The organism is Robertkochia aurantiaca (genome assembly GCF_020166495.1).
Taxonomy (GTDB): domain Bacteria; phylum Bacteroidota; class Bacteroidia; order Flavobacteriales; family Flavobacteriaceae; genus Robertkochia; species Robertkochia aurantiaca.
Map to the genome: position 1 here is coordinate 552,836 of NZ_JAINZS010000002.1, position 25,673 is coordinate 578,508.

Annotated in this window: 25 protein-coding genes and 1 tRNA gene; 13 read left to right on the forward strand and 13 right to left on the reverse strand. The window is 44.9% G+C overall.

Annotation, left to right across the window (positions count from 1 at the left end; translation table 11 throughout):
* Positions 1-5: 5 nt before the first annotated feature.
* From K7R10_RS15330 to K7R10_RS05055, 4 genes are all read right to left on the reverse strand, one after another.
* Positions 6-176: a DUF6747 family protein gene (locus tag K7R10_RS15330; RefSeq protein ID WP_370631295.1), complete on the reverse strand. Its 171-nt coding sequence runs from the start codon at positions 174-176 to the stop codon at positions 6-8.
* A 226-nt stretch (positions 177-402) separates the two neighbouring features.
* Positions 403-1,179: a M48 family metalloprotease gene (locus K7R10_RS05045; protein ID WP_224483586.1), complete on the reverse strand. Its 777-nt coding sequence runs from the start codon at positions 1,177-1,179 to the stop codon at positions 403-405.
* A 44-nt stretch (positions 1,180-1,223) separates the two neighbouring features.
* Positions 1,224-1,958: a M15 family metallopeptidase gene (locus K7R10_RS05050; RefSeq protein ID WP_224483587.1), complete on the reverse strand. Its 735-nt coding sequence runs from the start codon at positions 1,956-1,958 to the stop codon at positions 1,224-1,226.
* Positions 1,959-2,014: 56 nt separating this feature from the next.
* A complete protein-coding gene (locus K7R10_RS05055) occupies positions 2,015-2,956 on the reverse strand; it encodes a GNAT family N-acetyltransferase (RefSeq protein WP_224483588.1) in 942 nt (313 codons plus the stop codon).
* A gap of 334 nt (positions 2,957-3,290) precedes the next feature.
* Here K7R10_RS05055 and K7R10_RS05060 point away from each other — a divergent pair.
* A tRNA-Gly gene (locus K7R10_RS05060) sits at positions 3,291-3,363 on the forward strand.
* Between the two features lie 95 nt (positions 3,364-3,458).
* Positions 3,459-4,178: a 23S rRNA pseudouridine(2604) synthase RluF gene (gene rluF / locus K7R10_RS05065; protein WP_224483648.1), complete on the forward strand. Its 720-nt coding sequence runs from the start codon at positions 3,459-3,461 to the stop codon at positions 4,176-4,178.
* A gap of 7 nt (positions 4,179-4,185) precedes the next feature.
* Here the strand turns inward: rluF and pepE are convergent, their stop codons facing one another.
* Positions 4,186-4,890, reverse strand: coding sequence for a dipeptidase PepE (gene pepE, locus K7R10_RS05070; protein WP_224483589.1), 705 nt, complete (start codon positions 4,888-4,890; stop codon positions 4,186-4,188).
* Positions 4,891-5,018: 128 nt separating this feature from the next.
* Between pepE and K7R10_RS05075 the strand changes: the two genes are divergently transcribed.
* From K7R10_RS05075 to K7R10_RS05115, 9 genes are all read left to right on the forward strand, one after another.
* Positions 5,019-5,768, forward strand: coding sequence for a BamP family beta-assembly machinery protein (locus tag K7R10_RS05075; protein WP_224483590.1), 750 nt, complete (start codon positions 5,019-5,021; stop codon positions 5,766-5,768).
* Between the two features lie 164 nt (positions 5,769-5,932).
* Positions 5,933-6,436, forward strand: a complete 504-nt coding sequence (locus tag K7R10_RS05080) for a DUF6702 family protein (RefSeq protein ID WP_224483591.1) — start codon at positions 5,933-5,935, stop codon at positions 6,434-6,436.
* Between the two features lie 62 nt (positions 6,437-6,498).
* Positions 6,499-8,811 (forward strand): M1 family metallopeptidase, encoded by a 2,313-nt coding sequence (locus tag K7R10_RS05085; RefSeq protein WP_224483592.1) that lies wholly within the window; start codon positions 6,499-6,501, stop codon positions 8,809-8,811.
* A 126-nt stretch (positions 8,812-8,937) separates the two neighbouring features.
* The gene (locus K7R10_RS05090) at positions 8,938-9,627 is read left to right on the forward strand and encodes a TetR/AcrR family transcriptional regulator (protein ID WP_224483593.1); all 690 of its coding nucleotides are present in this window, start codon (positions 8,938-8,940) and stop codon (positions 9,625-9,627) included.
* Positions 9,614-11,281 carry a peptidase domain-containing ABC transporter gene (locus tag K7R10_RS05095; protein ID WP_224483594.1) on the forward strand — a complete coding sequence of 556 codons (1,668 nt, stop codon included), beginning with the start codon at positions 9,614-9,616 and terminating at the stop codon, positions 11,279-11,281. Before K7R10_RS05090 ends, K7R10_RS05095 begins: the two co-directional genes overlap by 14 nt.
* Positions 11,282-11,294: 13 nt before the next feature.
* Positions 11,295-12,647, forward strand: a complete 1,353-nt coding sequence (locus tag K7R10_RS05100; RefSeq protein ID WP_224483595.1) for an HlyD family secretion protein — start codon at positions 11,295-11,297, stop codon at positions 12,645-12,647.
* Positions 12,644-14,047, forward strand: coding sequence for a TolC family protein (locus K7R10_RS05105; RefSeq protein WP_224483596.1), 1,404 nt, complete (start codon positions 12,644-12,646; stop codon positions 14,045-14,047). The genes K7R10_RS05100 and K7R10_RS05105 overlap by 4 nt, the downstream gene beginning before the upstream one ends.
* A 104-nt stretch (positions 14,048-14,151) precedes the next feature.
* Positions 14,152-14,973: a type I methionyl aminopeptidase gene (gene map / locus K7R10_RS05110; protein ID WP_224483597.1), complete on the forward strand. Its 822-nt coding sequence runs from the start codon at positions 14,152-14,154 to the stop codon at positions 14,971-14,973.
* 6 nt (positions 14,974-14,979) lie between these two features.
* Positions 14,980-15,759, forward strand: coding sequence for a class I SAM-dependent methyltransferase (locus tag K7R10_RS05115; RefSeq protein ID WP_224483598.1), 780 nt, complete (start codon positions 14,980-14,982; stop codon positions 15,757-15,759).
* Here K7R10_RS05115 and K7R10_RS05120 read toward each other — a convergent pair.
* The 8 genes from K7R10_RS05120 to K7R10_RS05155 form a co-directional block, all read right to left on the reverse strand.
* Complete coding sequence (locus K7R10_RS05120) at positions 15,746-16,786, reverse strand: FAD:protein FMN transferase (protein WP_224483599.1); 1,041 nt, start codon at positions 16,784-16,786, stop codon at positions 15,746-15,748. The two genes, K7R10_RS05115 and K7R10_RS05120, sit on opposite strands and share 14 nt — an antisense overlap.
* Entirely contained in the window at positions 16,767-17,123 is a 357-nt protein-coding gene (locus K7R10_RS05125; protein ID WP_224483600.1) for a DUF8840 domain-containing protein, read from the reverse strand. Before K7R10_RS05125 ends, K7R10_RS05120 begins: the two co-directional genes overlap by 20 nt.
* Positions 17,124-17,189: 66 nt before the next feature.
* Positions 17,190-18,482: an NADH:ubiquinone reductase (Na(+)-transporting) subunit F gene (nqrF, locus tag K7R10_RS05130; RefSeq protein WP_224483601.1), complete on the reverse strand. Its 1,293-nt coding sequence runs from the start codon at positions 18,480-18,482 to the stop codon at positions 17,190-17,192.
* A 20-nt stretch (positions 18,483-18,502) separates the two neighbouring features.
* Complete coding sequence (gene nqrE, locus K7R10_RS05135; RefSeq protein ID WP_224483602.1) at positions 18,503-19,117, reverse strand: NADH:ubiquinone reductase (Na(+)-transporting) subunit E; 615 nt, start codon at positions 19,115-19,117, stop codon at positions 18,503-18,505.
* A gap of 27 nt (positions 19,118-19,144) precedes the next feature.
* Positions 19,145-19,867 carry an NADH:ubiquinone reductase (Na(+)-transporting) subunit D gene (locus tag K7R10_RS05140; RefSeq protein ID WP_224483603.1) on the reverse strand — a complete coding sequence of 241 codons (723 nt, stop codon included), beginning with the start codon at positions 19,865-19,867 and terminating at the stop codon, positions 19,145-19,147.
* Positions 19,868-19,872: 5 nt separating this feature from the next.
* A complete protein-coding gene (locus K7R10_RS05145) occupies positions 19,873-20,595 on the reverse strand; it encodes a Na(+)-translocating NADH-quinone reductase subunit C (RefSeq protein ID WP_224483604.1) in 723 nt (240 codons plus the stop codon).
* 2 nt (positions 20,596-20,597) lie between these two features.
* On the reverse strand, positions 20,598-21,755 hold the full coding sequence (locus K7R10_RS05150; RefSeq protein ID WP_224483605.1) for an NADH:ubiquinone reductase (Na(+)-transporting) subunit B: 1,158 nt from the start codon (positions 21,753-21,755) through the stop codon (positions 20,598-20,600).
* Positions 21,756-21,766: 11 nt separating this feature from the next.
* Positions 21,767-23,110 carry a Na(+)-translocating NADH-quinone reductase subunit A gene (locus K7R10_RS05155; protein ID WP_224483606.1) on the reverse strand — a complete coding sequence of 448 codons (1,344 nt, stop codon included), beginning with the start codon at positions 23,108-23,110 and terminating at the stop codon, positions 21,767-21,769.
* Between the two features lie 145 nt (positions 23,111-23,255).
* On the opposite strand from K7R10_RS05155, the gene K7R10_RS05160 reads away from it, so the two are divergent.
* Positions 23,256-24,521, forward strand: a complete 1,266-nt coding sequence (locus K7R10_RS05160; RefSeq protein ID WP_224483607.1) for a type IX secretion system plug protein — start codon at positions 23,256-23,258, stop codon at positions 24,519-24,521.
* A 10-nt stretch (positions 24,522-24,531) separates the two neighbouring features.
* Positions 24,532-25,671, forward strand: coding sequence for a DUF3667 domain-containing protein (locus K7R10_RS05165; protein ID WP_224483608.1), 1,140 nt, complete (start codon positions 24,532-24,534; stop codon positions 25,669-25,671).
* Positions 25,672-25,673: the final 2 nt, after the last annotated feature.

Genomic DNA, 25,673 nt, shown 5'->3' on the forward strand with positions numbered 1-25,673 from the left:
TTAGGTCACTGAAATGTGAATCCGGTAAACAGGCGATAAAAAAAGGCGTAAAACACCAAAATGAGACAGGTAAAGCAAAACCAGCTCATAACCTTTAACAAATTGGCGATAAACCTGTTTTCAAACTCCGTAAAAGAATTCACATAGATCTCTTTTAGAAGTAATAATGTAGTCATAAAAATTATTTAAAACTATTACACAAAAGTTGTTATAGCTTTAAATAGATTATTACAAAGTAGACATAGGGACCAAAAAGACAGAACTGCCTTTCTAATGTTCTTAAAATTATGGTTTTACAGACAAAATGTAAAAAAATTCGACAAATAAACGATGAAATACATATTATTCAGTTAAGATAATACGCTCAAAATCACTAAGAAATTTAGCTGAAAATCAGAATGTTTAATATGAATTGCCATATTTTTCGATGGCTTCTCTGATCTTCTCAATGCGGTTGTCAGGATCGGGGTGGGTACTCTGGAATTCAGGTACGCGGTTAGGGCCGGCTGCCTCTTTCAGGATTTCCTGAACCCTGATCATTTCATTCGGATCATAGCCTGCTCTGAGCATGAAAATCACTCCGAGCTCATCGCTTTCCAGCTCGTCTTCACGACCGTATTTCATATTGATCAGATTGGCTATTACGGCGGTCATCTGGGTAGCCGCCGCACTTTCACTCCCAACTGCCACCCCACTGATTATACCCTGGGTAAGGCCTTGTTTCGAAATACGGTCGGCAGAATGCCTGCCCACCACATGGCCAATCTCATGACCGATGACCCCGGCCAGCTGATCTTCCGTTTCCAGACGTGAGAATAAGCCGTAAGTAATGAAAACCTGCCCACCCGGTAATGCAAATGCATTAATGGTTCGCGGGTCTGCGAGAAGATGAAAATCATATTGATAAGGCGTTTCCCTGGCCACACTGTTATCTACCAGCCTTTCACCTATGGCATCGACCAAAGCCTGAGCCTTGCTGTCAGGGTAAAGTCCGCCATACTCGGCGGCCATTTGCGGGGCGCTTTGCAGCCCCAGTGCGATCTCTTCATCGGGAGAAATGGTAATATTCTGCATCTTTCCGGTATAGGGGTTCTCTTCTGAAGACGAGCAATATTTGACCAGGGCGAACAGAATGATCACCGCTCCTATAAAAAATCTGATTCCTGACCTGCTTCTCATTTGACTTGGATTTAGAGATCAGGGGCATGTTTAAAATTACGAATTTATCGCGGAAGGAGTTCTTTGTTTATATCTAAAATGTTTTGATCCAGGTATTTAGACATAAATGCATCACTGAGATATTCACTGCCTAAAAGATTTTCTTCCTGCAGGGTCTCCTTCAGATCAAGTTGAAGATAAGCCTTCAGCATCTCAATGGAGATCGGTGCATACGAATAATGCCAGGGTTCATATTTGAAACCCTTTCTGCCGGGTTCGTCGGTATATACCCGAACAAACCCGTAGGCACCTGCGTGCGCATCCATCCACTTTTTCAATTTATGAAAAGGCCCTCCCCTTTCGAACTTTTCAGCTACGAGCACATCTCCTGAATATTCAGCACCCCCATCGATAATATCTATATCGGTTCCCCAGTGATGCCTGGAGGTTCCGGGTATGGTCGAATATTCTATAATGCGCTCTATGGCCTCTTCCGGACTTGCGCCTTCGCCGGTAAATCGATTGTATTTGCGCTCCCAGATTCCCTTCTGCCTGGCAAAATCCCTGAACCCGGAAACCACCCTGATCTCAATTCCTTCTTTGGCAGCAGCCTCCTTCATCCAGATGAACGACTCATAGGCTTCCTTTCTAAGGCCGATCCCTTCGCCCTCATAGACCTTTCCGCTCTTGCCGATAAGCTCTGCTCTGGTATAATCAGCTTGTGCATGACTCCCGGAGACGAAAGCGATCAGACAAACAAGAAGAAGGCAGAATGAGATTCGTGGAATTGATAAATTCATAAGATCAGGTATTAGTGCTGAAGGCTCAAATATAAACAAAAGCAGCTTTTATGTTCCTATTCCAGATCTTTCTTCATCAGAAGGTGAGGTCCGTGAACGGGAATGTCGAAGATCTCTCCAACCGGTTCATATCCCAGTCGCCGGTAAAAAGGGATGGCTTTTTCGCGGGCATTCAACCAAAGCCCTGGAAGCTTTCTTTCCCTGAGCTCTTCCTCAGCCATATTGACCATTTCTCCTCCCAAACCTCGTTTCCTGAAACGTTCCAGGACTGCCATCCCCCTTAACTGATAAGGATAATCTGTCTGAAGAATCTCTTTTGGATTTCTGATCATACTAAGCACCCCAGTAAGGGTGTTCCTGAAATACATACCAATATGGAAGGTGTCAGGATGGTTGTCTTCATCGAAAAAGGCAGACTCATATGGCAATCCCTTTCTCAGCACCGAATGCCTCACGGTACGTGCTTCCTCTGCGGTGATAAAATCACAGTTGTAATACGGGTTCTTCCTGACGTAGAGCAAAGCCTCCATACCGTCGTATTCGATTGGTTTAAGAAATACCATTCCCAGTTTTTCGAGTACCCGAACCGATGCCTGATTATCTTTATGAACGTGAGCGTGAATCTCCGGTAAACCCAACTCAGCAAAACCATAATTTATCGAAGACCGCGCCGCTTCTGTCGCATAGCCTTCTCCCCAGTATTTACGGTAAAACCTGAACCCTACCTCGGTAAGCCGCTTATCAGGATGATATTTGAGACCACACCATCCCAGAAAAGCATCGTCTTCCTTTCGAATGACTGCCCACCGGCCATAATTGAACCGTTCATACTGATCATAGTTCTTAACAAACTCGAAAGCTTCTTCTTTACTTTTAAAAGGAGGATCTCCGGTATATCTCAATACCAGGGGGTCACTGTTCATGTCGTAAAAATGATGTGCATCTTCGGTTGTGAATTCCCGTAAAAGCAATCGGGAAGTTTCGGCTATCTTATTCATTAATGATGTCTTATAATAATAATGGCAGGCTTTTCGCTACAAGCTTCAACCGGCAGGCAGGTATTACAAATAATTTCAAGACCGGTTTTGCAGAGCATCACAGGGAGAATTGACCAGGCAGTTTCGAAAACTCCTGCCGCCTTCTTTGTGAGGCTCAATTTAAAAGTACGCATAATTACGCAAATGCCGGCAGTATGAAATCCCGCTTCCTATAAGAGCTTAAGATCAAGTATGTTAATGAAAACACACAAAAGATTCCCGATATGACCCGGTAAATTCTTCTGATTTATTTGGAAAGAATCTTTCATATTATTTATATTTGCGCCCACGATAAGCGGGAGTAGCTCAGTTGGTAGAGCGTCAGCCTTCCAAGCTGAATGTCGCGAGTTCGAACCTCGTCTCCCGCTCTGAAAGCCCATCCTTTAGGTTGGGCTTTTTCATTTCTCTGCTTCTTGGTTTTCAATGAGATTCTGTAAGTTTGAGAAGCAATTTTCTGGCAATCATGGAAAAGCGTATCAATAAATACCTGAGTGAGATCGGCTATTGCTCCAGAAGGGCAGCCGACAAACTGATCGAACAGGGCCGGGTCACCGTCAATGGTAAGGTCCCGGAAATGGGCACCAAAATATCTGAAAACGACCGTGTAGCCGTTGACGGGAAACCTGTTGGTGAACCCGATGAAGAAAGGATCTACCTGGCCTTTAACAAGCCTGTTGGCATTGTATGCACGACCGACACCCGGGTTGAAAAGAACAACATTATCGATTTCATCAATTACCCTGTACGCATTTTCCCCATAGGCAGACTGGATAAACCCAGTGAAGGTCTTATACTTCTTACCAATGATGGTGATATCGTCAATAAGATATTAAGGGCACGCAATCATCACGAGAAGGAGTATATAGTTCGGGTCAATAAACCTATCACGCCTGATTTCCTCCATCGCATGAGAAACGGAATTCCTATTTTAGGTACGGTCACCCGAAAATGCGAGGTGGAACAAACCGGCAAAAATGAATTCAGAATCATACTCACCCAGGGACTGAACCGACAGATCAGAAGAATGTGCGAATACCTGGGTTACCGGGTCACCAGACTGAAGAGAATTCGCATCATGAATATCTCCCTCGATATACCTACAGGAAAATATCGCCCCCTGACAGAAAGAGAGTTCAGCGAACTTCAGGAACTTATTAAAGATTCTTCAAAGACCCACGAGTAAAACTCACTCAGAGTTCCAGATGACTTCCGGCCTCCAGTTCATAGGGCTGCCGGTCTTTCAAAAATATTCTTGCAGAAAGAGTTCCTCCAAGTGTGATATCATCATCATTTACCTCCAGCCAGCTTCCTTCCCTTAAACCTACCACGGGGATATCGTTCAGCACCTGAAATTCCCCGATTCGTGTTTCCCTGGTTTCTCCCATATGTTTACTGCCCGGCTCAGGGTCAAGGTAATGCGGATTGATGTTAAAAGGAACCGCTCCGAGGGTTTTAAAACTCGGCGGATAGATCACAGGCATGTCATTGGTGGTTTGCATGGTCAGACCGGTGATATTCGATCCTGCACTGCTGCCCAGATAGGGCACTCCTGTAAATATAGCCTCCCGCAGTACCTGCATGATGCGATAGCGGTATAAATCATGCACCAATAAAAAAGTATTACCGCCCCCGGTGAATATGGCCTCTGCCTGAAGGATCGCCTGAGACCTGTCTTCAAATTCGTGTATGCCCTTCACCTCAATTCCCAGGGTATTAAAATAAACCGAAGCCCGGGCCGTATAATCATCCCAGCTAATCCCTCCCGGTCGGGCGTATGGGATAAAAATCAATTGCTTTACTCCCGACAGAAAGGTTTGCAGCCGGGGTTTTAAATATTCCAGGTACTCACCCCCAAATACGGTAGAGGTGCTGGCGATGATCATGTTGCGTTTCATAATTTACAGTAAATACATTTGTATGGGTAATGAACAGGAATCACTGGAAAAATCCAATGCTTTTTTGTAAATTTAGTAACTCCATCAGGTACTGGCAAGCCTAAGCCATCTGATGAAAAAAAACAGCTATGAACAGACACCTCATCACATTATTATTATTCTTTACACCGCTCCTGGCATTTTCTCAGGAAACGGAAAGAGTGCTCCTCAGGGGTACGGTTTTATATCAGAACAGTCCCGTTCAGGGTGAAAATGTAATCAATGCCACCACCGAAAGAGCCACCATCACCAACCAAAACGGAGAATTTGAGATCTGGGTGAGTCCGGGTGATGTTCTGGCATTCACCGCTTTGAACTACCAGTTCAAGACCTTGTTGATCACCCCTGAGATTTTAACCAATGCACGAGTAGTGGTCGAGGTCGATGAGAAAATTACCGAGTTGGATGAAATTGTAGTGAGTCCGTCGAATCGTGAAAAATTCCTCGAGCTTAAGGAGGAAGAATTCAAAGAGACCGCTTACGAGATCGACCCCTCCACTCCGGTCGAAAATGTTGCCCTTCCCCTGCAGGACAGAGGAATGAAATACGGCCTTAACTTCGTGAATATATTTAAGGCACTGTTCCAAAGCGCTCCTAATACCGATGGTGATCCCGCCAATAATCTCATGCCAAGCGATGTGCTGAGGCAGGTTTATGACGACCGCTTCTTTGTGGTCGATCTGGATATCCCTCAGGATCGCATTTCTGAATTTCTCTTTTATATCGATGATCGCTTTCCCAGCAGGCAACTGCTAAAAAAAGATCAGGAATTTCAACTCATCGACTTCCTGGTGGAAGAGAGCAAGAATTTCAACGAACTTATCAAAGACCAGAAATAATCTCATTCTGTAACCGGCTCCCCGATCTACAGCCGTTAATTCTGTATTAACATTGAGTCTTAAAAAAACCTGATCGCTATATTTGGCATCTCATGACCCGCGTTGCCGGAAAAGTCTTTTTTTGACATTCGCGGAGATTGGCAGATTTTTTGCTAAACCTATTGATGATGAAAAAGAATATCGCCCTCATATTAATTACCCTGACCCTTTTCGGGTTTAGTGCCCATAAGTTTTACGTAAGCGTTACCGATATCAAATATGACAAGGAAGCGCAGGCTGTTCAAGTGATTTCGCGATATTTCATCGACGACATGGAAAACGTGATCAAGGCCCGTTACGGAGTTGACCCGAAGTTGACCTCGGGACAGGAGATCGACAATGCCGATTACTACATAGAACGGTATCTGAGAGACAAATTCAAATTATTTGCCAATGGCAAGGAAGTCAGATGGAAATACCTGGGTAAGGAATATGATGTCGATGTGATCAAGGTCTACCTGGAAGCTGAAAATGTACAGGACGAAACCTTGAAAAGCCTCGGCGTATACAGCCAGGTATTGTGCGACATGTACGAAGAACAACAGAATATCGTTCATTTTGAGGCAGGGAGCACAAAAGAAAGTTTCATGCTGCACAGCCAAAATGATAAAGCTATGTTAAACTTATAACAGAGGGGAGATTAAAATACTGAAATACATTATTTTTTGCGCCGTTAAACTTAAATCAAATTATGAATAAACTAAAGTACCTTGTATCTGCTATGTGCATTTTCGCGGCAGGGACTATCAACGCTCAGGAAGAAGAAAAACAGGAGCGACAGCCCGGTCACGAGAACACCAGCAAGTTCAGACAATTGTATGAGGAGTTCGCCACTCCCAATATGTTTCGTACCGGCGCCGGAGCCCCGGGACCTGCTTACTACCAGCAACAGGCCGACTACAATATGGCCATAGAGCTGGATGATAAGAACCAGAAGCTCTACGGAGAGGAAACGATCACTTACACCAACAACTCACCCGATGTGCTTGAGTACCTTTGGGTACAGCTTGATCAGAACGTCAGAAAGAAAGACAGTCCTGCTCTTGACAGAGACGAGGAGTCTTTGGGTGAAACCGCTTATGCCGCCAGTTTTGCAGATAAATACCTGAGTGAGCCTTTTGACGGAGGCTTTAATATTCAACAGGTTCAAAATGAAAAAGGAAGAGATCTGCCCTACTTCATCAATCAAACGATGATGCGTATCGATATGCCTGAGCCGTTACAGCCAGGAGAACAATACACCTTCTCTATCAAATGGTGGTATAATGTGAACAACCACGTTACCAACCGGGCCAGAAGCGGATTCGAGCATTTCGAAGAAGACGGGAACAACGCTTATGTTATCGCGCAATTCTTCCCGCGCATGGCCGTATATAATGATGTGGAAGGATGGCAGAACCACCAGTTCTGGGGAAGAGGCGAATTCGCACTCCCTTTTGGTAATTATGAGGTAAGCATCACTGTACCCGCTGACCATATACTGGAGGGAACAGGTGAGATTCAAAACGCGAAAGAAGTCCTTACCGAAGAGCAATATGAGCGCTTTGAAGCTTCTAAGAAGTCTTATAACAAACCGGTGATCATCGTTACCGAAGAAGAAGCCAGAGCCGCTGAAAAAGGATTTTCTGAAGAGAAAAAAACCTATATTTTAAAGGCAGAGAATGTTCGTGACTTTGCATTTGCCACTTCACGTAAATTCATCTGGGAACGGCAGGCTGTAAAAATGAGCGACGGACGCACCGTAATGGCTGTATCTCTATATCCTAAAGAAGGAAACCCACTATGGGAAGAATACTCTACCAAAGCCGTGGTGCAGACTCTGAAGACCTATTCAGATCACACCTTTGCATACCCTTACCCTAAAGCCGTTTCTGTTCACGCCAAAAATCAGGGGATGGAATACCCTATGATCTGCTGGAACTACGGACGACCCAACGAAGACGGTTCTTACAGTGACAGAACCAAATTCGGAATGATCTCTGTGATCATTCACGAAGTAGGTCACAACTTCTTCCCGATGATCGTCAACTCAGACGAACGTCAGTGGGGATGGATGGACGAAGGTCTGGACACCTTTATGCAGTACCTTACAGAACAGGAGTTTGGAAAAACACATCCTGAAGCGATCAAGGGACTTGACAACTATCCTTCACGAAGAGGAGCTCCGTCGAAGATCGTTGATTATATGAAAGGAGATCAGGATTATATCGCTCCTATCATGTCAAATCCTGAAAACGTATATCAGCTTGGAGCCAATGCTTATGGCAAGCCGGCAACAGCCCTGAACATATTAAGAGAAACTGTTATGGGGCGTGAGTTATTTGATCATGCTTTTAAAACATACGCTCAGCGATGGATGTTCAAACACCCTACTCCTGAAGATTTCTTCCGCACTATGGAAGATGCTTCAGCTGTTGACCTGGATTGGTTCTGGAGAGGTTGGTTCTACAGCACTGATTATGTCGATATAGGAGTGAAAGACGTGAAGAAGTATTATGTCTCTTCCAAGCCTACCGCGAAAGTGAAAGACATCTTTGAGCAAAGAGGTATTACCGAAGCAGACCTTCCCCCTCTTGTTTATATGGTGGAAGAAGGCAGTGAAGACTACCTGAATGATGTGGCTGAATCGAGCAAGGAAGAAAATTATAAAACTCTGAATGAGTATCTTATGGATAATTTCTCAGCAGCAGAACGCGCTAAGCTGAAGAATCCAAAATACTTCTACCAGATCACTTTCGAAAAACCGGGAGGAATCCCCATGCCGCTTATCGTCGAGTACAATTATAAAGACGGAAGCAGCGAGATCGTGAAATACCCCGCGCAGGTATGGAGAAAGAACGACAAACAGCTGAACAAGGTACTGGCTACCGATAAAGAGCTTGAAAGTGTTGTTGTTGACCCAAGAGCTGAAACTGCAGATATTGACACTGAAAACAACCAGTGGCCAAGAAAAGTGGAAGACAGCGATTTCGACAAGTTCAAAAAGAAAGTACAGGGCAAATAATCCTGTAAAACAATAAGTTACACAAGACCGGTTTCAAAAGAAGCCGGTCTTTTTTTTGTTAAATTTTTCTTATCATGCTTGATAATGATAGTAATACTATTATTTTTGTGTGCAAAGTTTTCTGAAATGGAAAGATTACTAACAAACCTGAAAGTAAATATCAATAGCAAGATTTATCTCAAAGATCCTCAGTCTTCAGACCTGGGGAAGCGGATCGTCGAGAACAGCATTTTGCTGATCGACAAGATCGGCTTTGAACAATTTACCTTCAGGAAGCTCAGCAAAGAGATCAACTCTACCGAAAGCTCTATATACCGCTATTTTGAGAACAAACACAAATTACTGGTATATCTTTCTTCCTGGTACTGGGGCTGGCTGGAATACAGACTGGTATTTGCCACCAACAGCATAGAGAACCCTGAGCAAAAGCTCAGAAAAGCGCTTGAGATCATTACCCAGCCGGTTGAACAAGACATGCATTTCGATCATATCAACGAAGTGATACTCCATAAGATCGTAGTGTCTGAATCTTCAAAATCGTTTCTGACCAAAGAAGTAGACCAGGAAAATAAAGAAGGTTTTTTTTCCATTTATAAAAGACTGGCATACCGGCTAACCGAAATGATCGAAGAGATTGACTCTTCTTATTCTCATCCGAAGAGCCTGGTATCTATCGTACTGGAAGGAACCCTGCATCAGCATTTCCTAAGGGAACACTTTCCCACCATAACCAATTGCAACCAACGCCACAGCGTCACTGAATTTATCACCAACCTCGTTTTCAATAATCTGAAAGAGCATCATGGATCAAAATAATCTGCTAACCCCCTGGAATCGTTTTATAAATCTGCTCAAACTGGATAAGAAAGATCTCTATCAGATCTTTTATTACGCCATTTTTGCAGGATTGGTAAACCTCTCGCTGCCACTTGGTATACAAGCGATCATCAACCTTTTGCAGACCGCTCAGGTAAGTACTTCCTGGATCGTTCTGGTCATACTGGTAACCCTCGGAGTAGCCTTTGTGGGTATACTGCAATTGATGCAGCTTCGCATTATCGAAGATATACAGCAAAAGATATTTACCCGTTCGGCTTTCGAGTTCGCCTATCGCTTTCCGAAAATCAAAATGGGTCAGATGCGCAATTACTACCCCCCGGAGCTTGCAAACCGCTTTTTTGACACTCTTACTGTTCAAAAAAGCCTTTCTAAAATGCTGATAGATGTTCCTGCGGCATTCCTGCAGATCGTTTTCGGTCTTATGCTGCTATCATTCTATCACCCGTTTTTCATTATTTACGGGCTCCTCCTGGTCGTATTTATTTATATCGTATTCAAATTCACCATTTCAAGAGGTATGGATACGAGTCTTGACGAATCGAAACACAAGTACCGCGTGGCGCACTGGATACAGGAAGTTGCCCGAAGTGTTATAAGTTTCAAGCTTTCAGGAAAAACCACCCACGCCATGGATAAGAGTGATACCCTGGTGGCAGATTACCTCGATGCACGGGAATCTCACTTTAAGATCCTGATGCTGCAATTCGGGCAGATGATCGGATTCAAAGTTCTGGTTACCGCAGGTCTCTTGCTTATCGGTGGTATACTGGTACTTAACCAACAGATGAATATCGGGCAGTTCGTAGCAGCTGAAATTATTATCCTGCTTGTGATCAGCTCGGTGGAAAAACTCATTCTGGGGCTGGAGATGTTTTACGACATGCTCACTTCCCTTGAAAAGATTGGACAGGTGGTTGACAAGGACCTGGAAAGTCAGGAGATCGATACAGCCTTTCAGATTAATGACCAAATTGATCTCGAATTAGACAGGGTTACCTTCAGACACCAGCACAAAGACACCCCACTTCTTGATAAGATCTCTCTGAAGGTGCCGCAGGGTTCCCGTATTATGATCAAAGGCAAGAACGGTTCCGGAAAGTCGACCCTCCTCAGAATCATGGCAGGTTTGATGGAGCCTGAATCAGGAAATATCTATATCAACGATTTTTCACTGAAGGGAATCAATCCGAATTATTACCGCAGCTTCATCGGTCATTCGATAGCCGAAGAAACTCCCTTCGAAGGTACCATTAAGGACAATATCACCTTTGGCAACCCGGATGTATCGGCCGAAGATCTGTCATGGGCCATTAAAAACACAGGGCTTAATGAGTTCATAAAACAACAGCCCAATGGTCTCAATACGGTGATCTATCCCGAAGGAAAACAATTGCCTTACACGGTTTCCAAGAAAATCGTTCTGGCACGATCGATTATAAAAAGACCAAAACTGATGATCCTTGATGAGTCTCTGGAATATTTCGACAAAGAAGAAGCCAGAAAGGTCATCGACTTCTTAACCGCAGAAGACAAGCCGTGGAGTTTGATCGTGGTTTCCAAAAATCATTACTGGGACTCAAAATGCCCCCTCCACTACAGACTGGAAAATGGTAAACTAAAAAAGATCTAAACGCATAAATATCATGCTCAATATATCTAAAAACATACTGAACAAAAAGGTTGATATCTCGCACTACCGCTCCTCCGGTAAGGTGTTCGGAAAAGACCATTATAAATATTTCAGACAATTCCTGGGGATCTTCTTTATCATTAGTTTCCTGGTGTTGTTCTTGCCATGGACACAGATTGTTTCCGGAGACGGTTACATCACCACCCTGAACCCTGAAGAGCGGCCACAGACCGTTCACTCTGCCATTCCCGGCAGAATTGAAAAATGGTATGTCAGAGAAGGTGATTTCGTGGAGGCAGGAGATACCATATTGCGACTTTCAGAGGTCAAAGATGAATATTTTGACCCAGAACTACTGGCCAGAACCGACCAGCAGCTGGAGGCCAAGCAACTAAGCGTTTCGTCTTATTCAAATAAGATCGGGGCGTTGAATCTACAGGTTGAGGCGCTGAAGAACGAAAGAAGACTAAAACTGGAACAGGCCCGAAACAAACTCTTGCAGGCCCATTTAAAGGTGGAAAGCGACAGCATTGACCTCGAGGCCGCAAAGACCAATATTCTTATCGCCCAACGCCAATACGACCGGGTGGTCGCCCTGAACAGTGAAGGCCTGAAAGCCGTGACCGATGTGGAAGAAAAACGACTAAAGCTTCAGGAAACACAGGCCAAACTGGTATCCCAGGAAAATAAACTGCTGGCCAGCCGTAATGAGGTGCTCAATGCCGAGGTGGAGATCACCCGTACTGAGGCAGAGTATGCCGAAAAGATATCGAAAGCCGAAAGCGACAAGTTCACGGCCATCAGTTCTCAGGCAGATGCAGAGGCCAATCTGACCAAAATGCGCAACCAGCGTACCAATTATGCCGTGCGAAGGGGTATGAATTTTGTTACCGCCCCGCAAAGCGGGTTTGTGAACAAGGCGCTGCAACAAGGAATTGGAGAAACCTTTAAAGAGGGTGATCCCCTGGTAAGTATCATGCCGTCTCAGTTTGAGATCGCTGTCGACAGCTATGTAAAGCCCATCGATCTGCCATTGATACACCGTGGAGAAAAAGTGCGTGTCGTATTCGACGGATGGCCTGCTATCGTATTCAGCGGCTGGCCCAATGCCTCCTATGGAACCTATGGTGGTGTCGTGGTTGCAGTTGAAAACTTTATAAGTGATAACGGGAAGTATCGTATTCTGATCGCACCAGACCCTGAAGATCATGAATGGCCTGATGCTCTGAGAGTAGGTTCAGGCGCAAAAACAATGGCTCTGTTACAGGATGTTCCCATTTGGTTCGAACTCTGGCGACAACTCAACGGCTTCCCTCCTAATTATTACAGTCCGCAGGACATCTTAAAACAAAGTGCCAAGAAATGAGACGTCACTTAGCAGCCATAATACTCTCACTGTTTTTTTTACAGGGCGGAAACGCTCAGGACAGCCTGTCGGTAAATGTGCTGGACCTGAATGAATTCCTGGGCTTTGTAAAAACCTATCACCCGGTGGCCAGGCAGGCCGACCTGATCATCAATACCGCTCAGGCAAACCTGATGCAGGCCCGGGGAGGTTTCGACCCGAAAGTGGAAGTGGATTACGATAAAAAGGCATTTAAAGATTCAGAATATTACGATATTCTGAACGCCAACTTCAAGATTCCCACCTGGTTTGGAATTGAATTCAAGGCTGGTTACGAGCTCAATGACGGCAGTTTCTTAAACCCACAGAACACGGTGCCGGAAGACGGGCTCTACAGTGCCGGGGTCAGCGTACCCATCGGGCAGGGTCTTTTCATCAACGAACGGATGGCGACCCTAAAGCAGGCCAAGATCTTTCAGGACCTGTCACAGGCTCAAAGAGATCTTGAGCTGAACAGAATTCTTTTTGAGGCTACATCAGCATACATTGATTGGTACAGGGCCTACATGGAGACCTATCTGTATCAGGGGTTCGTTGAAAACGCCTTTCAGCGGTTTCAGAATGTTAAAACCAGTGCAGAAAGCGGAGATATTGCCCCCATCGACAGCGTGGAATCGCGCATCGCTTACCGCAACAGGAAAATCAGCCTGGAACAGGCAAGGCTGGACCTGATAAAGGCCCGCCTTAAAGCTTCCAATTTTTTATGGATCGATGAAGCCATTCCCCTCGAACTCAGGCCTGACATTATTCCTGACACTCTGTTATTGGAGAACCTGGAACGAACCCTTGAGATCAATGATATACTCCCTGAAGGTGTCAATCTTGAGAATCACCCTAAATTACTGGCCATGAGAGCCAAGATCGACGGGCTTAAGGTCGAACGCAGGTTGAAAGCCGAAATGCTCAAACCCCAACTCGATCTGAATTATAATTTCATCACTTCTGATGCCACCCGCATCAACACTATCAATACGGGAGATTACAAGTTCGGACTGCGTTTCAGCATGCCCTTGTTTCTTCGAAAAGAACGGGGGGGATTAAAAATTGCCGACTTTAAGATACGGGATGCCGGCTTTGAATATGAGCAACAGGCCCTGGAACTGGAAAACAAGATCAGTGCTTCTTTTCAGGAAGTCGACAATTATAAAGGTCAGATCGTTATGGTTGAAAATGTGGTTGAGGATTATTTAACCCTCTTGCTTGCTGAAGAACGGAAATTCAGTTTTGGCGAAAGCTCCATTTTCCTAATCAATTCAAGGGAAAGGAGTTACCTTGACGCCAGGTTGAAAGAGATAGACCTGAACTGGAAACTGGCAAAGGCCAAAGCCAGTCTTTTCCGAAATCTGGCCATACTGCCATAGGGATTGAAAAGAAGAGGTATTCACAAAATAATAGCTATTTTTGCAATCATTCACATGACATTAAATCCATAAACTTGGTATTCAGCCTTTTTAAAAATTTGAAGATGATCAAGATCAAGACACCTGAAGAAATTGAACTGATGAGAGAAAGTGCACTGGTAGTGTCTAAAACCCTGGGAATGCTTGCCTCAGAGCTCAGGCCGGGTATCACTACCATTGAACTGGATAAAAAAGCTGAAGCCTTTATCAGGGATCACGGGGCAGAACCCGGATTTCTCGGATTATATGATTGTCCGTCAACATTGCTCACAAGTGTCAATGAAGCCGTGGTACACGGTCTGCCAACAGACAGGCCGCTGGAAGAGGGTGACATCGTTTCTATCGACTGCGGTGCCCTGAAGAACGGCTTTTACGGGGATCACGCGTACACCTTTGAAATCGGAGAGGTGGCTCCTGAAACCAAAAAACTGCTTCAAATCACCAAAGAATCGCTTTACGAAGGCATTCGCGCCTTTAAAGCCGGCAACCGAGTTGGTGACGTGGGATTTGCCATTCAGCAATATTGCGAAGATCACGGCTACGGGGTGGTACGTGAACTGGTAGGTCACGGGATCGGCCAAAAGATGCATGAAGACCCCGAAATGCCGAACTACGGGAAGCGCGGGCGAGGTAAGAAGTTTGTCGAAGGAATGGTCGTCGCGATCGAACCCATGATCAACATGGGGACACAACGCATCAAACAGCTCAGAGACGGCTGGACCATCGTTACCGCCGACGGCATGCCAAGCGCCCACTTTGAACATGATGTGGCTTTGGTAAACGGAAAACCCGAGATTCTTTCAACCTTCCAGTATATTTATGAAGTACTGGGAATTGAAAGCGATGAAGAAGCCGAATTCAAAGCCGCCCTGACCACTAAGCCCTGACCTGCCTTGAAGAAACTTTTCAAGATTGTATTGAACGCCGTACCCCGGCCTTTACTGATAAGAATGAGCTACTGGGTACGCCCCTTATTGGCGAGATCCATGAGGGGAAGCGGCTATACAGACCCTATAGACGGGAGATCTTATCGCTCATTTTTACCTTACGGCTACGGAAAGCAACGGGATAATGTACTGGCTCCGGGAACACTTTCCCTGGAAAGACACCGGTTGTTATGGTTATTTTTAAAACAGCATACCAATTTTTTTAATGATCGGTTACGCGTCTTACATTTTGCCCCTGAACAGGCTTTCTACAGCCGGTTCCGCAAGATGCTGAATCTGGACTATACAACCACCGATCTGAATTCACCCCTGGCCGATGTAAAGGCAGACATTTGCGATCTTCCGTTTGAAGACAACAGTTTCGATGTCATTTTATGCAACCACGTTCTGGAGCATATTCCCGATGACCAAAAGGCCATCTCTGAGCTATACCGTATTATGCGACCAGGAGGCTGGGGCGTTTTTCAGGTACCTCAGGACCTTGGCAGAGACGAAACTTTTGAAGATGACAGCATTACCGACAAGGCCGAGCGCTCGCGAATCTTTGGTCAGTACGACCATGTCAGGGTCTATGGAAAGGATTATTTTGACCGCCTGAGAAAAGCAGGATTCCGGGTCAGTCCCATTCATCTATCGAAAGACTTACCTGCCGGGAAAGTGAAAGAATATGCCATCAATCCTGATGAACTGATCCCTTATTGCGAAAAGCCTGTCACTCAACAATAAGCGCCCTGAATCCCTCAGTTGTAAACTCCTGTAACGAGTTTTCTCCTTCTCCTCCTTCAGATGATATGATATAAGCCTCCAGTTCAGGATGCGCCTTAAGAAGCGCTTTACTTTTATCAAGATCCATCAGCATCAGGGCCGTCGCGTAGGCATCAGCCTCCATACAGGTCGGGGCGATCACCGAAACACTCAGAATATTGCTTTTTTCCGGAAATCCGGTCTTTGGATTCACGATATGCACATAATGCTCTCCGGTCTCCGGATCCACCCGGAACTTTCGATAATTCCCACTGGTTGCCATCGCCTGATTTTCCAGCTGCACCTTGACGATAAAAGTGCGTTGATCCCCATCTTGTAAAGGGCTGTCGATGGCTACGGTCCAATTCTTTACCCGTTGGGTATTTTGTCCCCTGGTAAGAATTTCACCCCCCAATTCGATCAGGTAATTCTCTACCCCCTTAGCGTCCAGCATACGGCCTATCAGGTCGATTGTGTAGCCCTTGGCAAGGGCGTTAAAATCAAGAAAAATGTCGCTTCGCTCTTTCAATATGCGGTTGTCATCTGTGAGCACCACCTGTTCAAACCCCACAAGTGGCATCAGGCTGTCTACAACTTCACGGTTGATCTCACTGAGTGACACATCAGGACCAAAGCCGTAGGCGTTCACCAGTATCCCCACCGTGGGATCGAATATCCCTTCACTGGCTTCCCAAACCTCCTTAGCCTTGATAAAAACCTCTTTGAAAAGGGTGTCGACCACCAGGGTACTGTCGCCCTGGTTGATTCTGGAAATATCAGAGGTGGTGAGATAGGTCGACATAGACGAATTGACCTGCTCAAAAATAGATTCGATCTCATCGTGATAGGTGATGGAATCATGTGCCACCTCATATTTGATCGTATAGTTAGTGCCCAGCGCAAGGCCCTGTTCTGTTTTTATTCCGGAATTTTGTTCGCATCCGGTCAGAAGTGCCACCAACAGGATCAGGGATAAAAAATACCCCGGTTCAGATTTCAATAATACCATTATAATTGACTATATAATTCTCTTCTTTGTTTACCGGTTTCTCATAATCTCCGGCATTGGCCAGCCCTACACCGGCGTAGTAGGTCCTGGCCTTAAACTTCAAAGCATGCTCTTTCATAGTCTCCATATAAACCACGTCATATGCTTTAGGATCATTAGGGTAGACCACTGCCTTGACCACGATGAAATGTAATTTCTTATCCTTCAGACAGACAAATTGCGGATCCTTCTTAAGCTTACTGTTCACAGCCATAAACTCGAAGCCCTTCTCTTCAAGGTCTTTCCCTACCACGTTCATGGCCAGGTTATGCAACTCCTGTTCATTTAACTCACCCATACTTCACAAAATAACATAAAAAAACCGACTCTGTCAGAGCCGGCCTTTTTGATATATGATTTTTGATTATCCTCCAAAGTCGTCAAAACGAACATTTTCAGGCGGTACTCCAAAGTCGTCACACATCTTCTCCACTGCCTTGTTCATCAATGGCGGTCCGCAGAAATAGAATTCTATATCTTCAGGAGCATCATGATGTTGCAGATAATTATCGATCACAACCTGGTGAACGAATCCGATAAATCCGTCTCCTTCACCTTCGATTCCGTCTTTTACTTTCCAGTTATCTTCTTCCAGCGGTTCTGAAAGTGCGATATAGAACTTAAAGTTAGGGAAATCACGCTCCAGAGATCTGAAGTGCTCGATATAGAAGAGCTCTCTTTTCGAACGACCTCCGTACCAGAATGTTACTTTTCTGCCCGTCTTAAGGGTTTTGAACAGGTGATACAGGTGAGAACGCATTGGTGCCATACCTGCTCCACCTCCCACATACAGCATTTCAGCATCACTGTGGTTGATGAAGAATTCTCCGTAAGGACCTGAAATGGTCACCTTATCTCCGGGTTTTCTGGCGAAAATATAAGACGAGGCGATACCCGGATTCACGTCCATCCAGTCATTTTTGTTACGATCCCATGGTGGAGTAGCGATACGTACATTCAGCATGATATCTCTCCCCTCTGCCGGGTAAGAAGCCATCGAATAAGCTCTTTCAACGGTCTCGGTGTTTTTCATCACCAAAGGCCAGAGGTTAAACTTATCCCATTCCAACTGGAATTTCTTAGGATCGTCGTGTTCTTCAGGGTGAGCAGTGATATCGATTTCTTCATAACGAACCTCGCATGGCGGGATTTCGATCTGAATATATCCTCCGGCTTCATAATCCATATCTTCAGGGATACGAACCACAAATTCCTTGATAAATGAGGCAACGTTCCAGTTACGAACAACCTCAGCTTCCCATTTCTTAATTCCGAAGACCTCTTCAGGCACTTCGATAACCATATCCTGCTTCACCTTCACCTGGCATCCAAGACGCCAGCCTTCAGCTATTTCCTTACGGGTGAAATGTGGTGCTTCGGTAGGAAGGATCTCTCCTCCACCCTCTTTCACGACACACTTACACTGAATACAGGTACCTCCTCCACCACAAGCGGAAGGAAGAAATATTTTATTGTCTCCGAGAGTTGACAGCAGGGTTCCACCGGAAGAAACCTCTACATCTTTCTCTCCGTTGATCTTAAGATTAACAGGACCGGAAGGGACCAGTTTGGCTTTGGCTCCCAGCAATACCGCCACAAGCACAAAGATCAGGAAAAGAAATACTAATAAACTCGCTATGATTACTGTATAATCCATAATCTCTTTCTACTAAAAATTTACAATTTGATTCCCATAAAACTCATGAACCCAAGAGCCATAAGTCCTGTTATAATAAAAGTGATCCCGAGTCCTCTGAGCGGAGCAGGCACATTTGAATAAGCGATCTTCTCGCGAATAGCCGCGATAGCAAGTATAGCCAGGAACCAGCCAACTCCAGATCCGAGACCATAGATACCGGCTTCAGAAACTCCGCCGAAATCCTTCTGCTGCATAAACAGTGAACCTCCCAGAATCGCACAGTTTACAGCGATAAGAGGCAGAAAGATACCCAGAGCCCCGTAGAGTGCCGGAGCGAACTTCTCAACAATCATTTCCACCAGCTGCACCATAGAGGCGATAACGGCGATGAACATGATAAAACTAAGGAAGCTAAGGTCAACATCGGCATACTCAGGACTAAGCCAGCTCAATGCTCCCGGTCTCAACAAATAGGTGTCGAGCCAGTAGTTGATCGGCACGGTGATCCCGAGTACGAAAATTACAGCAGCTCCCAGACCTACAGCGGTTTTCACGGTCTTAGATACTGCCAGGTATGAACACATTCCCAGGAAGTATGCGAAAACCATGTTCTCGATAAAAATACTTCTGACAAAAAGATTTACGTAATCCATTTTTACTTTGATTTATATACTGAGAGCTTAATTTTTCTCTATTAATTTTCTGTTTCTTGAACGCTGAACCCAGATAAGAACGCCCACTACAAGCAGTGCCGCCGGAGAGAGCAACATCAGACCGTTGTTCTCATAACCCAGTGCATACAAACCGGTAGATTCAGCCAGGGTAACACCCTTATGACCAAGAACCTCATATCCATACAGTTTCCCTGAACCGAGCAGTTCACGGAAAAATGCCACGATGATCAGAATGAGTCCGTAACCGGCCGCATTCCCGATCCCGTCAAGGAACGACTTCCAAACTCCGTTACCAAGGGCAAAGGCTTCTAGACGTCCCATTACGATACAGTTGGTAATAATCAGTCCCACGAACACCGAAAGCTCCTTACTAACATCATATGCAAAGGCTTTGAGCACCTGGTCAACAAGAATCACCAGGGCAGCCACAACCACGAGCTGCACAATGATACGAATACGGTTGGGAATCAGGTTCCTGATCAAAGAAACGATAACGTTGGCAAAAGCCATTACTGCCATTACCGCAATAGCCATTACTACAGCCGGCTTTAACTGAACAGTGATCGCAAGTGCAGAACAAATACCGAGTACCTGCACGGTAATCGGGTTGTTATCATCTAAAGGATCAGATAATAATTTTCTGTTTTTCTTGGAAAGCAACGGCTCTTTCTCCTCAGCTACGAAGAGAACCACCGGTGATTTTTCCTTTTTCGTTTTGTTATCGGCCATAATAATTATTTTAAAGCTACTTCAACGTTTTGTTTTTGTAAATAAGGAAGGTAATAACGCAGGCGATCAGAGATCATATCTGTAACTCCATCTCCGGTAATAGTAGCACCTGAGATAGCGTCTACTGCATTATCATCTTTAGCGTTTCCGCCTGAATAGCCTTTTACCACAGAAACTCCGGCAAATTCTCCGTTATCATTCATGATTTTCTCTTCGGCAAAACGCTCCTCGAACCACGATTGTGTGATCTCAGCACCCAGACCTGGGGTTTCTCCCTTATGGTCAAATACGGCACCTTTGATCGTATTGATATCGTCTTTAAGAGAAATATATCCCCAAATAGCGTCCCAAAGACCGGCACCTCTAAGAGGAATAATATAATACTTCTCACTGTCTACCTCGGCTACGTAAAGAGGAAAGCGCTGCTGATCAACCGGCTTTTTTAACTCCTTGGCAAGATCGACCTTAAAGGCATCTACCGATTCGTCTACCTCTCCTTCAGAAGTAAGTGCGATCTGCTCAACGATATATTCATTGAACTTTTCTTCAGCACCCTCGCGGTCTACCTCGATCCCGATGGTCATCAGGATGTTCTGCATTTTTTCTTTCCTTACGTTCTCATTCTGCATCGGCTGCAGCGAAGTAGCTGCGATTGCCAGGGCAGAAGCCACGACCAATACCATGATCGCAGCAAATATGAAAGTATAGGCGTTACTGTCTCTTTTCATAGTTATGCTGATTTAACCGTAGCGGTTGATAAACGTTTCTTTCTTCTTTTAATATTAGCTTCGATCACATAGTGGTCGATGGTCGGCGCAAAAACATTCATTAGCAGTATCGCCAACATGATCCCTTCCGGATAGGCAGGATTGAATACCCGTATCATGATACCGAAAATCCCGATAAGAATACCGTAGATCCATTTCCCCTTAAAGGTCTGAGCAGCCGATACAGGGTCTGTAGCCATAAAGACTACCCCAAATGCGAGTCCGCCTACCACAAGGTGTTGATACCAAGGGAAATTCATCAGTTCATTGGCGCCCCACAGATTGAACAGGAAGGCCATAACTGCCGCCCCGACAAAACCGCCCACAATGATACGCCAGCTACCCACTCCTGTAAGAATAAGAATAGCCGCACCTACCAGAATCCAAAGCGTAGAGGTTTCTGCAATCGAACCGGGAATCGATCCGGCAAACATACTCCACATATTATAGCTCACCTCGTTTCCGGCTGCCAGGGTTCCCAATATAGTCTCTCCAGATACCCCATCGACATTACTTGCCTCTGAAACCCACACCTGGTTACCAGACATATAGGTCGGGTAAGCAAAGAAGGCAAAGGCACGGGCAGTAAGAGCAGGATTCAGAATATTCATTCCGGTACCACCGAAAGCTTCCTTCCCGATCAAAACAGCAAATGCTACTGAAACGGCCACCATCCACAGAGGAATATCGACCGGCATGATCATAGGGATCAAAAGCCCTGTCACCAGGTATCCTTCGTTAACCTCGTGACCCCGGTAAATGGCGAATATGAATTCAATACCCAGACCTACTGCATACGACACCACGATCATAGGAAGTATTTTCCATGCACCGTGCAGGAAAGCATCCATAAAGGTAAATGTGGTATCGAGCTGACTGTAATACTGATATCCGGTATTGTACATACCGTAGATCAACGCGGGAATCAAGGCGATTACCACGGTGATCATCGTTCTTTTCAGGTCAACAGCATCACGAATATGAGCTCCCTTTTTAGTGGTGTGATTAGGCACAAAAAGGAAGGTGTCGAATGCATTGATAGCAGGAGCAAATTTCTCCCACTTCTGACCCTTTTCAAAAGGTTGTTTTAGTTGATCTAATTTCTTTCTTAAAAAACTCATAGCTTATTTTTTTAACCAACTTCTTTAATCATTACATCAAGAGCCTCACGAATAATCGCCTGCGCCTCTACTTTAGAGGTGTTCACATAATCAACAAGGGCGAAATCTTCAGGAGCCACTTCATAGATCCCGAGATTTTCCATCTTTTCGATATTTTGTGCCATACACTCTTTCAGTAACTGCATAGGATAAATATCCATAGGCATGACCTTCTCCATCTCACCGGTAACTACCAGTGCTCTTTCTTCTCCATTTAAATTGGTGTCTACCTTATAGCGTTTATTAGGAAACAGGAATGACAAGGATGTCCTTGACATACTTGGTATATCATTATCTTTAAAAGGCAACCAACCGAACATACGATAATCATTCCCTTCAGGAATCAGACTTATCGTATTGTGGTAATATCCAAGATACCCTGCATTGGCCACCTTATCTCCGGTAAGAACATCTCCGCTGATGATTCGAACATTGGCAGGCACCTTTCCGATGATATCCTGCATATTGGCACCTACCCGCACCTTGAAGTACTGCGCATTGGGAGCTTCACTTCCGGCTACGGCTACCAAACGGTCTGCCTCGAATTTTCCTGAATTGAATAAATGTCCGATTATAGCGACATCTTCCGGTGCGATAACCCATACCCTCTCCCCGAAATTAATGGGATCTGTATGGTGTATCTGCACTCCTACATTTCCTGCAGGATGCGGACCACTTACATTATGAAGTTCAACACCCTTCACCCCGCTCAGCCAGGAATCACTTCCTTTGGCCACAGACAGGTGTGTCTTCCCTTCGGTTAATTTGGAGATCGCATCGATCCCGGTCTGGAAATCGGCCTGACGATCTTTCAGCAAAAATTCCACATCAGCCGTTAGCGGCGCCGTGTTCAATGCTGAAATAAAAATCGCCTTTGGCGAATCGGCCGGGTTGGCTACGATATCATACGGACGTTGCTTGATAAAAGGCCAGCAGCCGCTCTCCAGCAGATGCTCCTTTATCTCTTCAACATTCATTTTCGCCGGATCTTTTTTTCCGAAATCTACAAAATCATCCTGAGCATCGGCTTCGATGATCACTTCGAGGATACGCCTTTTGGCTCCGCGTCGGATCTCTTTTAATGTCCCGCTTACGGGAGCCGAAAACTTTACACGGTCACTGTACTTTGAAAAGAAGATAGTGTCTCCGGCCTTGACCTGAGCCCCTTCTTTCAGCACCATTTTAGGTGTTACATAGTGAAAATCCGTAGGTTTGATAGCGTAGTTCTTAGATCTGGGGGCTTCAGAAATCTTTTTTTCTGCCACACCCTTCAGCTTAATATCTAAGCCTCTTCTAATCTTGATGTCGTTGGACATGTTCCTTATCTAATGAAATTAGTTAACTCAAAAATTCGTGCAAATTTAAGAATTAAAAGATTGTTTGCATAATTATACCCTATATTTTTGACCCCTTCTGATGACCCTGAAAAAGGTCTGTTTTTTAGCTATCTTTAGCCTCGAAATGAAACGAAAAAACGCTGCTTTTAACATTCTGATCTGCTGCCTGCTTATTTCCTTGCAGGGAGTCACCGGCCAGGTTCAAAATGAAGTCAACCCTCCCGAAAACATTAAGACCGTTATCTTTAAGGGACCGGAAGAGGGATACCAGTTTCCTATCATCAGACTGGGAGAAACCATGCGCCTCACTTTCGACGATCTGTTCGCAGATGAACAGGACTATTATTATAGGATTGAACATTGCAATGCCGACTGGACCCCTTCCAGGCTAATGAAGACTCAGTATCTCAAAGGCCTGGATGACCAGCGAATCATACAGTACGAGAATTCGGTGGCCACCATACAGCCATACACCCACTACACCCTTGAAATACCCAACAGGCTTACGGGTTTGAAACTTACCGGAAATTATATCCTGAAGATATATGACGGTTTTGACAAACTGGTCTTCTCCAGAAGGTTCATCGTCTACAGTAACCGGGTCAACACCGGAGTGATCGTAAAAAGAGTACGGGATTTTGATTACATAGATGGGTATCAGCGTCTGGAGATCGTTATCAATTCGGCAGACTTTGAACTGGTCAACCCCAAAAAAGAAGTAAAACTGGCCCTTATAAAGAACAGCAACTTCGATCATGTCATCACCGGGGTGGAACCGCAATTCATTTCAGGCAACCAGCTCATTTATCGCTATGACATGCAAACAGCCTTTCCCGGAGGAAACGAATATTATAATTTTGACACCAAAGAATTGCGGGTAGCCAATAACAGCGTTGCCAGAGTGGAACTGGGAAACAGGTATTATCACTACCTCTTCACCAACCAACCCAGAAAAGACGAACCCTATACTTATTTTCCCGACATCAACGGTGACTTTACCACCAGAACACTGAACGCCGTCCTGGAGAATCCCGCCACCGAAGCAGATTACTCATTCGTAACCTTCAGCCTGACCTATGACCCCACTCTTGCCTTTAAAGACATTTATGTGTACGGGAAATTCAACAATTACAGACTGGAAGAATCGAACCGGTTAAAGCTGAATGAAGACAACACTTACACCACCACCCTGCTGCTAAAACAAGGCTTCTACAACTATAAATATGTCATTAAAAACGAAGACGGAACCATTGACCACAATGCCCTGTGCGGTAACTTCTGGCCAACAGAGAATGAGTATCTGGCTATAGTTTATTACAGAAATTTCGGCGATATTTACGACAGTGTAATAGGACTGGGAAATGCATCTTCCCTCAACATTTCGAATTAGGACACTACCAATGACCGATAAACCAGTAAAATCAGAAAAGAGCCCCTTTAAGTATAGGGGAGAAAAATGCCTTAATTGCGAGCACCCGCTCGAGCTCACTGATCGTTATTGCCCGCATTGCGGACAAAAAAACACCAAAGAAAAGATCACCCTGGCCCATATGATCGATGAATTCTTTTCAAGCTTCATCTCTTATGATTCGAAATTGCGCCGCACACTTGCAGACCTGATCTTTAAACCCGGAAAGATCACTGAAGAATATATTGCAGGAAAAAGAGCCTCTTACACCAACCCCTTCCGGTTTTTGCTCAGCCTTGCCATCATTTACTTTCTGATGATCAACTATTCCAGTGACCTGGAAAGAATCGACAGGGAAGCCCAAAAATTCACGTCAGAAACAGACAGCCTTGAAAGCAACTCCCCGATCCTTTTCAGCTTTGACGATGATGAACTCGAACAACTCCCTGCAAGCGATTCACTCAACAAAGCACTTGACTCTTTAGATAAAAGAATTCCCGAAATAAAAGCGCGGGCCCGGGTGCGTGACTCGCTGATGGAAGCAGATCCCGCCGGCTATTACCAGACGATTGGAGAAGAGAGCTACCTGCAAACCCTGGGTGACAAGTTGGACTTTTTCCAGCGCGGACTAAAAAACAACCATTATTATACGGCAGAAGAAGCTGAAAAATACCTGAATACAGAATTTGAGAATCAGGACCTCATCGCTTTCAGATTTGCCAAAAGCGTTGACAGGGTCACTTCACAGCCGGGAAGTTTTCTTCAGGAGGTGATTTCCCGACTTCCCTTCATCATCTTTTTCTTCCTGCCGGTTTTCGCTGTATTTATCTGGCTGATCTACTCCAAAAAGAAATATGACTATATGGATCATCTGATCTTCAGTTTTCACACCCAGTCATTATTCATTCTTTTATTGATGGTCGCCTTTTTGTTTGAATGGATCTCCGGCATCGACATCACCTGGATCGCTTTGCTCGCATTTCTTTTCTATCTCTATAAATCGATGCGGCGATTCTACAAGGAAAGAAGGTTTAAAACTATTGTTAAATACATTTTCCTAAACACTATTTTTATTATTTTAGCAGGCACCGCGTTGATATTCTTCCTCATAGGGAGCGCGCTCACATATTAGCT

Coding starts and splice junctions, on each gene's coding strand:
- K7R10_RS15330 (WP_370631295.1), bottom strand. CDS start 176: ATGACTACATTATTACTTCTAAAAGAGATCTATGTGAATTCTTTTACG.
- K7R10_RS05045 (WP_224483586.1), bottom strand. CDS start 1,179: ATGAGAAGCAGGTCAGGAATCAGATTTTTTATAGGAGCGGTGATCATT.
- K7R10_RS05050 (WP_224483587.1), bottom strand. CDS start 1,958: ATGAATTTATCAATTCCACGAATCTCATTCTGCCTTCTTCTTGTTTGT.
- K7R10_RS05055 (WP_224483588.1), bottom strand. CDS start 2,956: ATGAATAAGATAGCCGAAACTTCCCGATTGCTTTTACGGGAATTCACA.
- rluF (WP_224483648.1), top strand. CDS start 3,459: ATGGAAAAGCGTATCAATAAATACCTGAGTGAGATCGGCTATTGCTCC.
- pepE (WP_224483589.1), bottom strand. CDS start 4,890: ATGAAACGCAACATGATCATCGCCAGCACCTCTACCGTATTTGGGGGT.
- K7R10_RS05075 (WP_224483590.1), top strand. CDS start 5,019: ATGAACAGACACCTCATCACATTATTATTATTCTTTACACCGCTCCTG.
- K7R10_RS05080 (WP_224483591.1), top strand. CDS start 5,933: ATGATGAAAAAGAATATCGCCCTCATATTAATTACCCTGACCCTTTTC.
- K7R10_RS05085 (WP_224483592.1), top strand. CDS start 6,499: ATGAATAAACTAAAGTACCTTGTATCTGCTATGTGCATTTTCGCGGCA.
- K7R10_RS05090 (WP_224483593.1), top strand. CDS start 8,938: ATGGAAAGATTACTAACAAACCTGAAAGTAAATATCAATAGCAAGATT.
- K7R10_RS05095 (WP_224483594.1), top strand. CDS start 9,614: ATGGATCAAAATAATCTGCTAACCCCCTGGAATCGTTTTATAAATCTG.
- K7R10_RS05100 (WP_224483595.1), top strand. CDS start 11,295: ATGCTCAATATATCTAAAAACATACTGAACAAAAAGGTTGATATCTCG.
- K7R10_RS05105 (WP_224483596.1), top strand. CDS start 12,644: ATGAGACGTCACTTAGCAGCCATAATACTCTCACTGTTTTTTTTACAG.
- map (WP_224483597.1), top strand. CDS start 14,152: ATGATCAAGATCAAGACACCTGAAGAAATTGAACTGATGAGAGAAAGT.
- K7R10_RS05120 (WP_224483599.1), bottom strand. CDS start 16,786: ATGGTATTATTGAAATCTGAACCGGGGTATTTTTTATCCCTGATCCTG.
- K7R10_RS05125 (WP_224483600.1), bottom strand. CDS start 17,123: ATGGGTGAGTTAAATGAACAGGAGTTGCATAACCTGGCCATGAACGTG.
- nqrF (WP_224483601.1), bottom strand. CDS start 18,482: ATGGATTATACAGTAATCATAGCGAGTTTATTAGTATTTCTTTTCCTG.
- nqrE (WP_224483602.1), bottom strand. CDS start 19,117: ATGGATTACGTAAATCTTTTTGTCAGAAGTATTTTTATCGAGAACATG.
- K7R10_RS05140 (WP_224483603.1), bottom strand. CDS start 19,867: ATGGCCGATAACAAAACGAAAAAGGAAAAATCACCGGTGGTTCTCTTC.
- K7R10_RS05145 (WP_224483604.1), bottom strand. CDS start 20,595: ATGAAAAGAGACAGTAACGCCTATACTTTCATATTTGCTGCGATCATG.
- K7R10_RS05150 (WP_224483605.1), bottom strand. CDS start 21,755: ATGAGTTTTTTAAGAAAGAAATTAGATCAACTAAAACAACCTTTTGAA.
- K7R10_RS05155 (WP_224483606.1), bottom strand. CDS start 23,110: ATGTCCAACGACATCAAGATTAGAAGAGGCTTAGATATTAAGCTGAAG.
- K7R10_RS05160 (WP_224483607.1), top strand. CDS start 23,256: ATGAAACGAAAAAACGCTGCTTTTAACATTCTGATCTGCTGCCTGCTT.
- K7R10_RS05165 (WP_224483608.1), top strand. CDS start 24,532: ATGACCGATAAACCAGTAAAATCAGAAAAGAGCCCCTTTAAGTATAGG.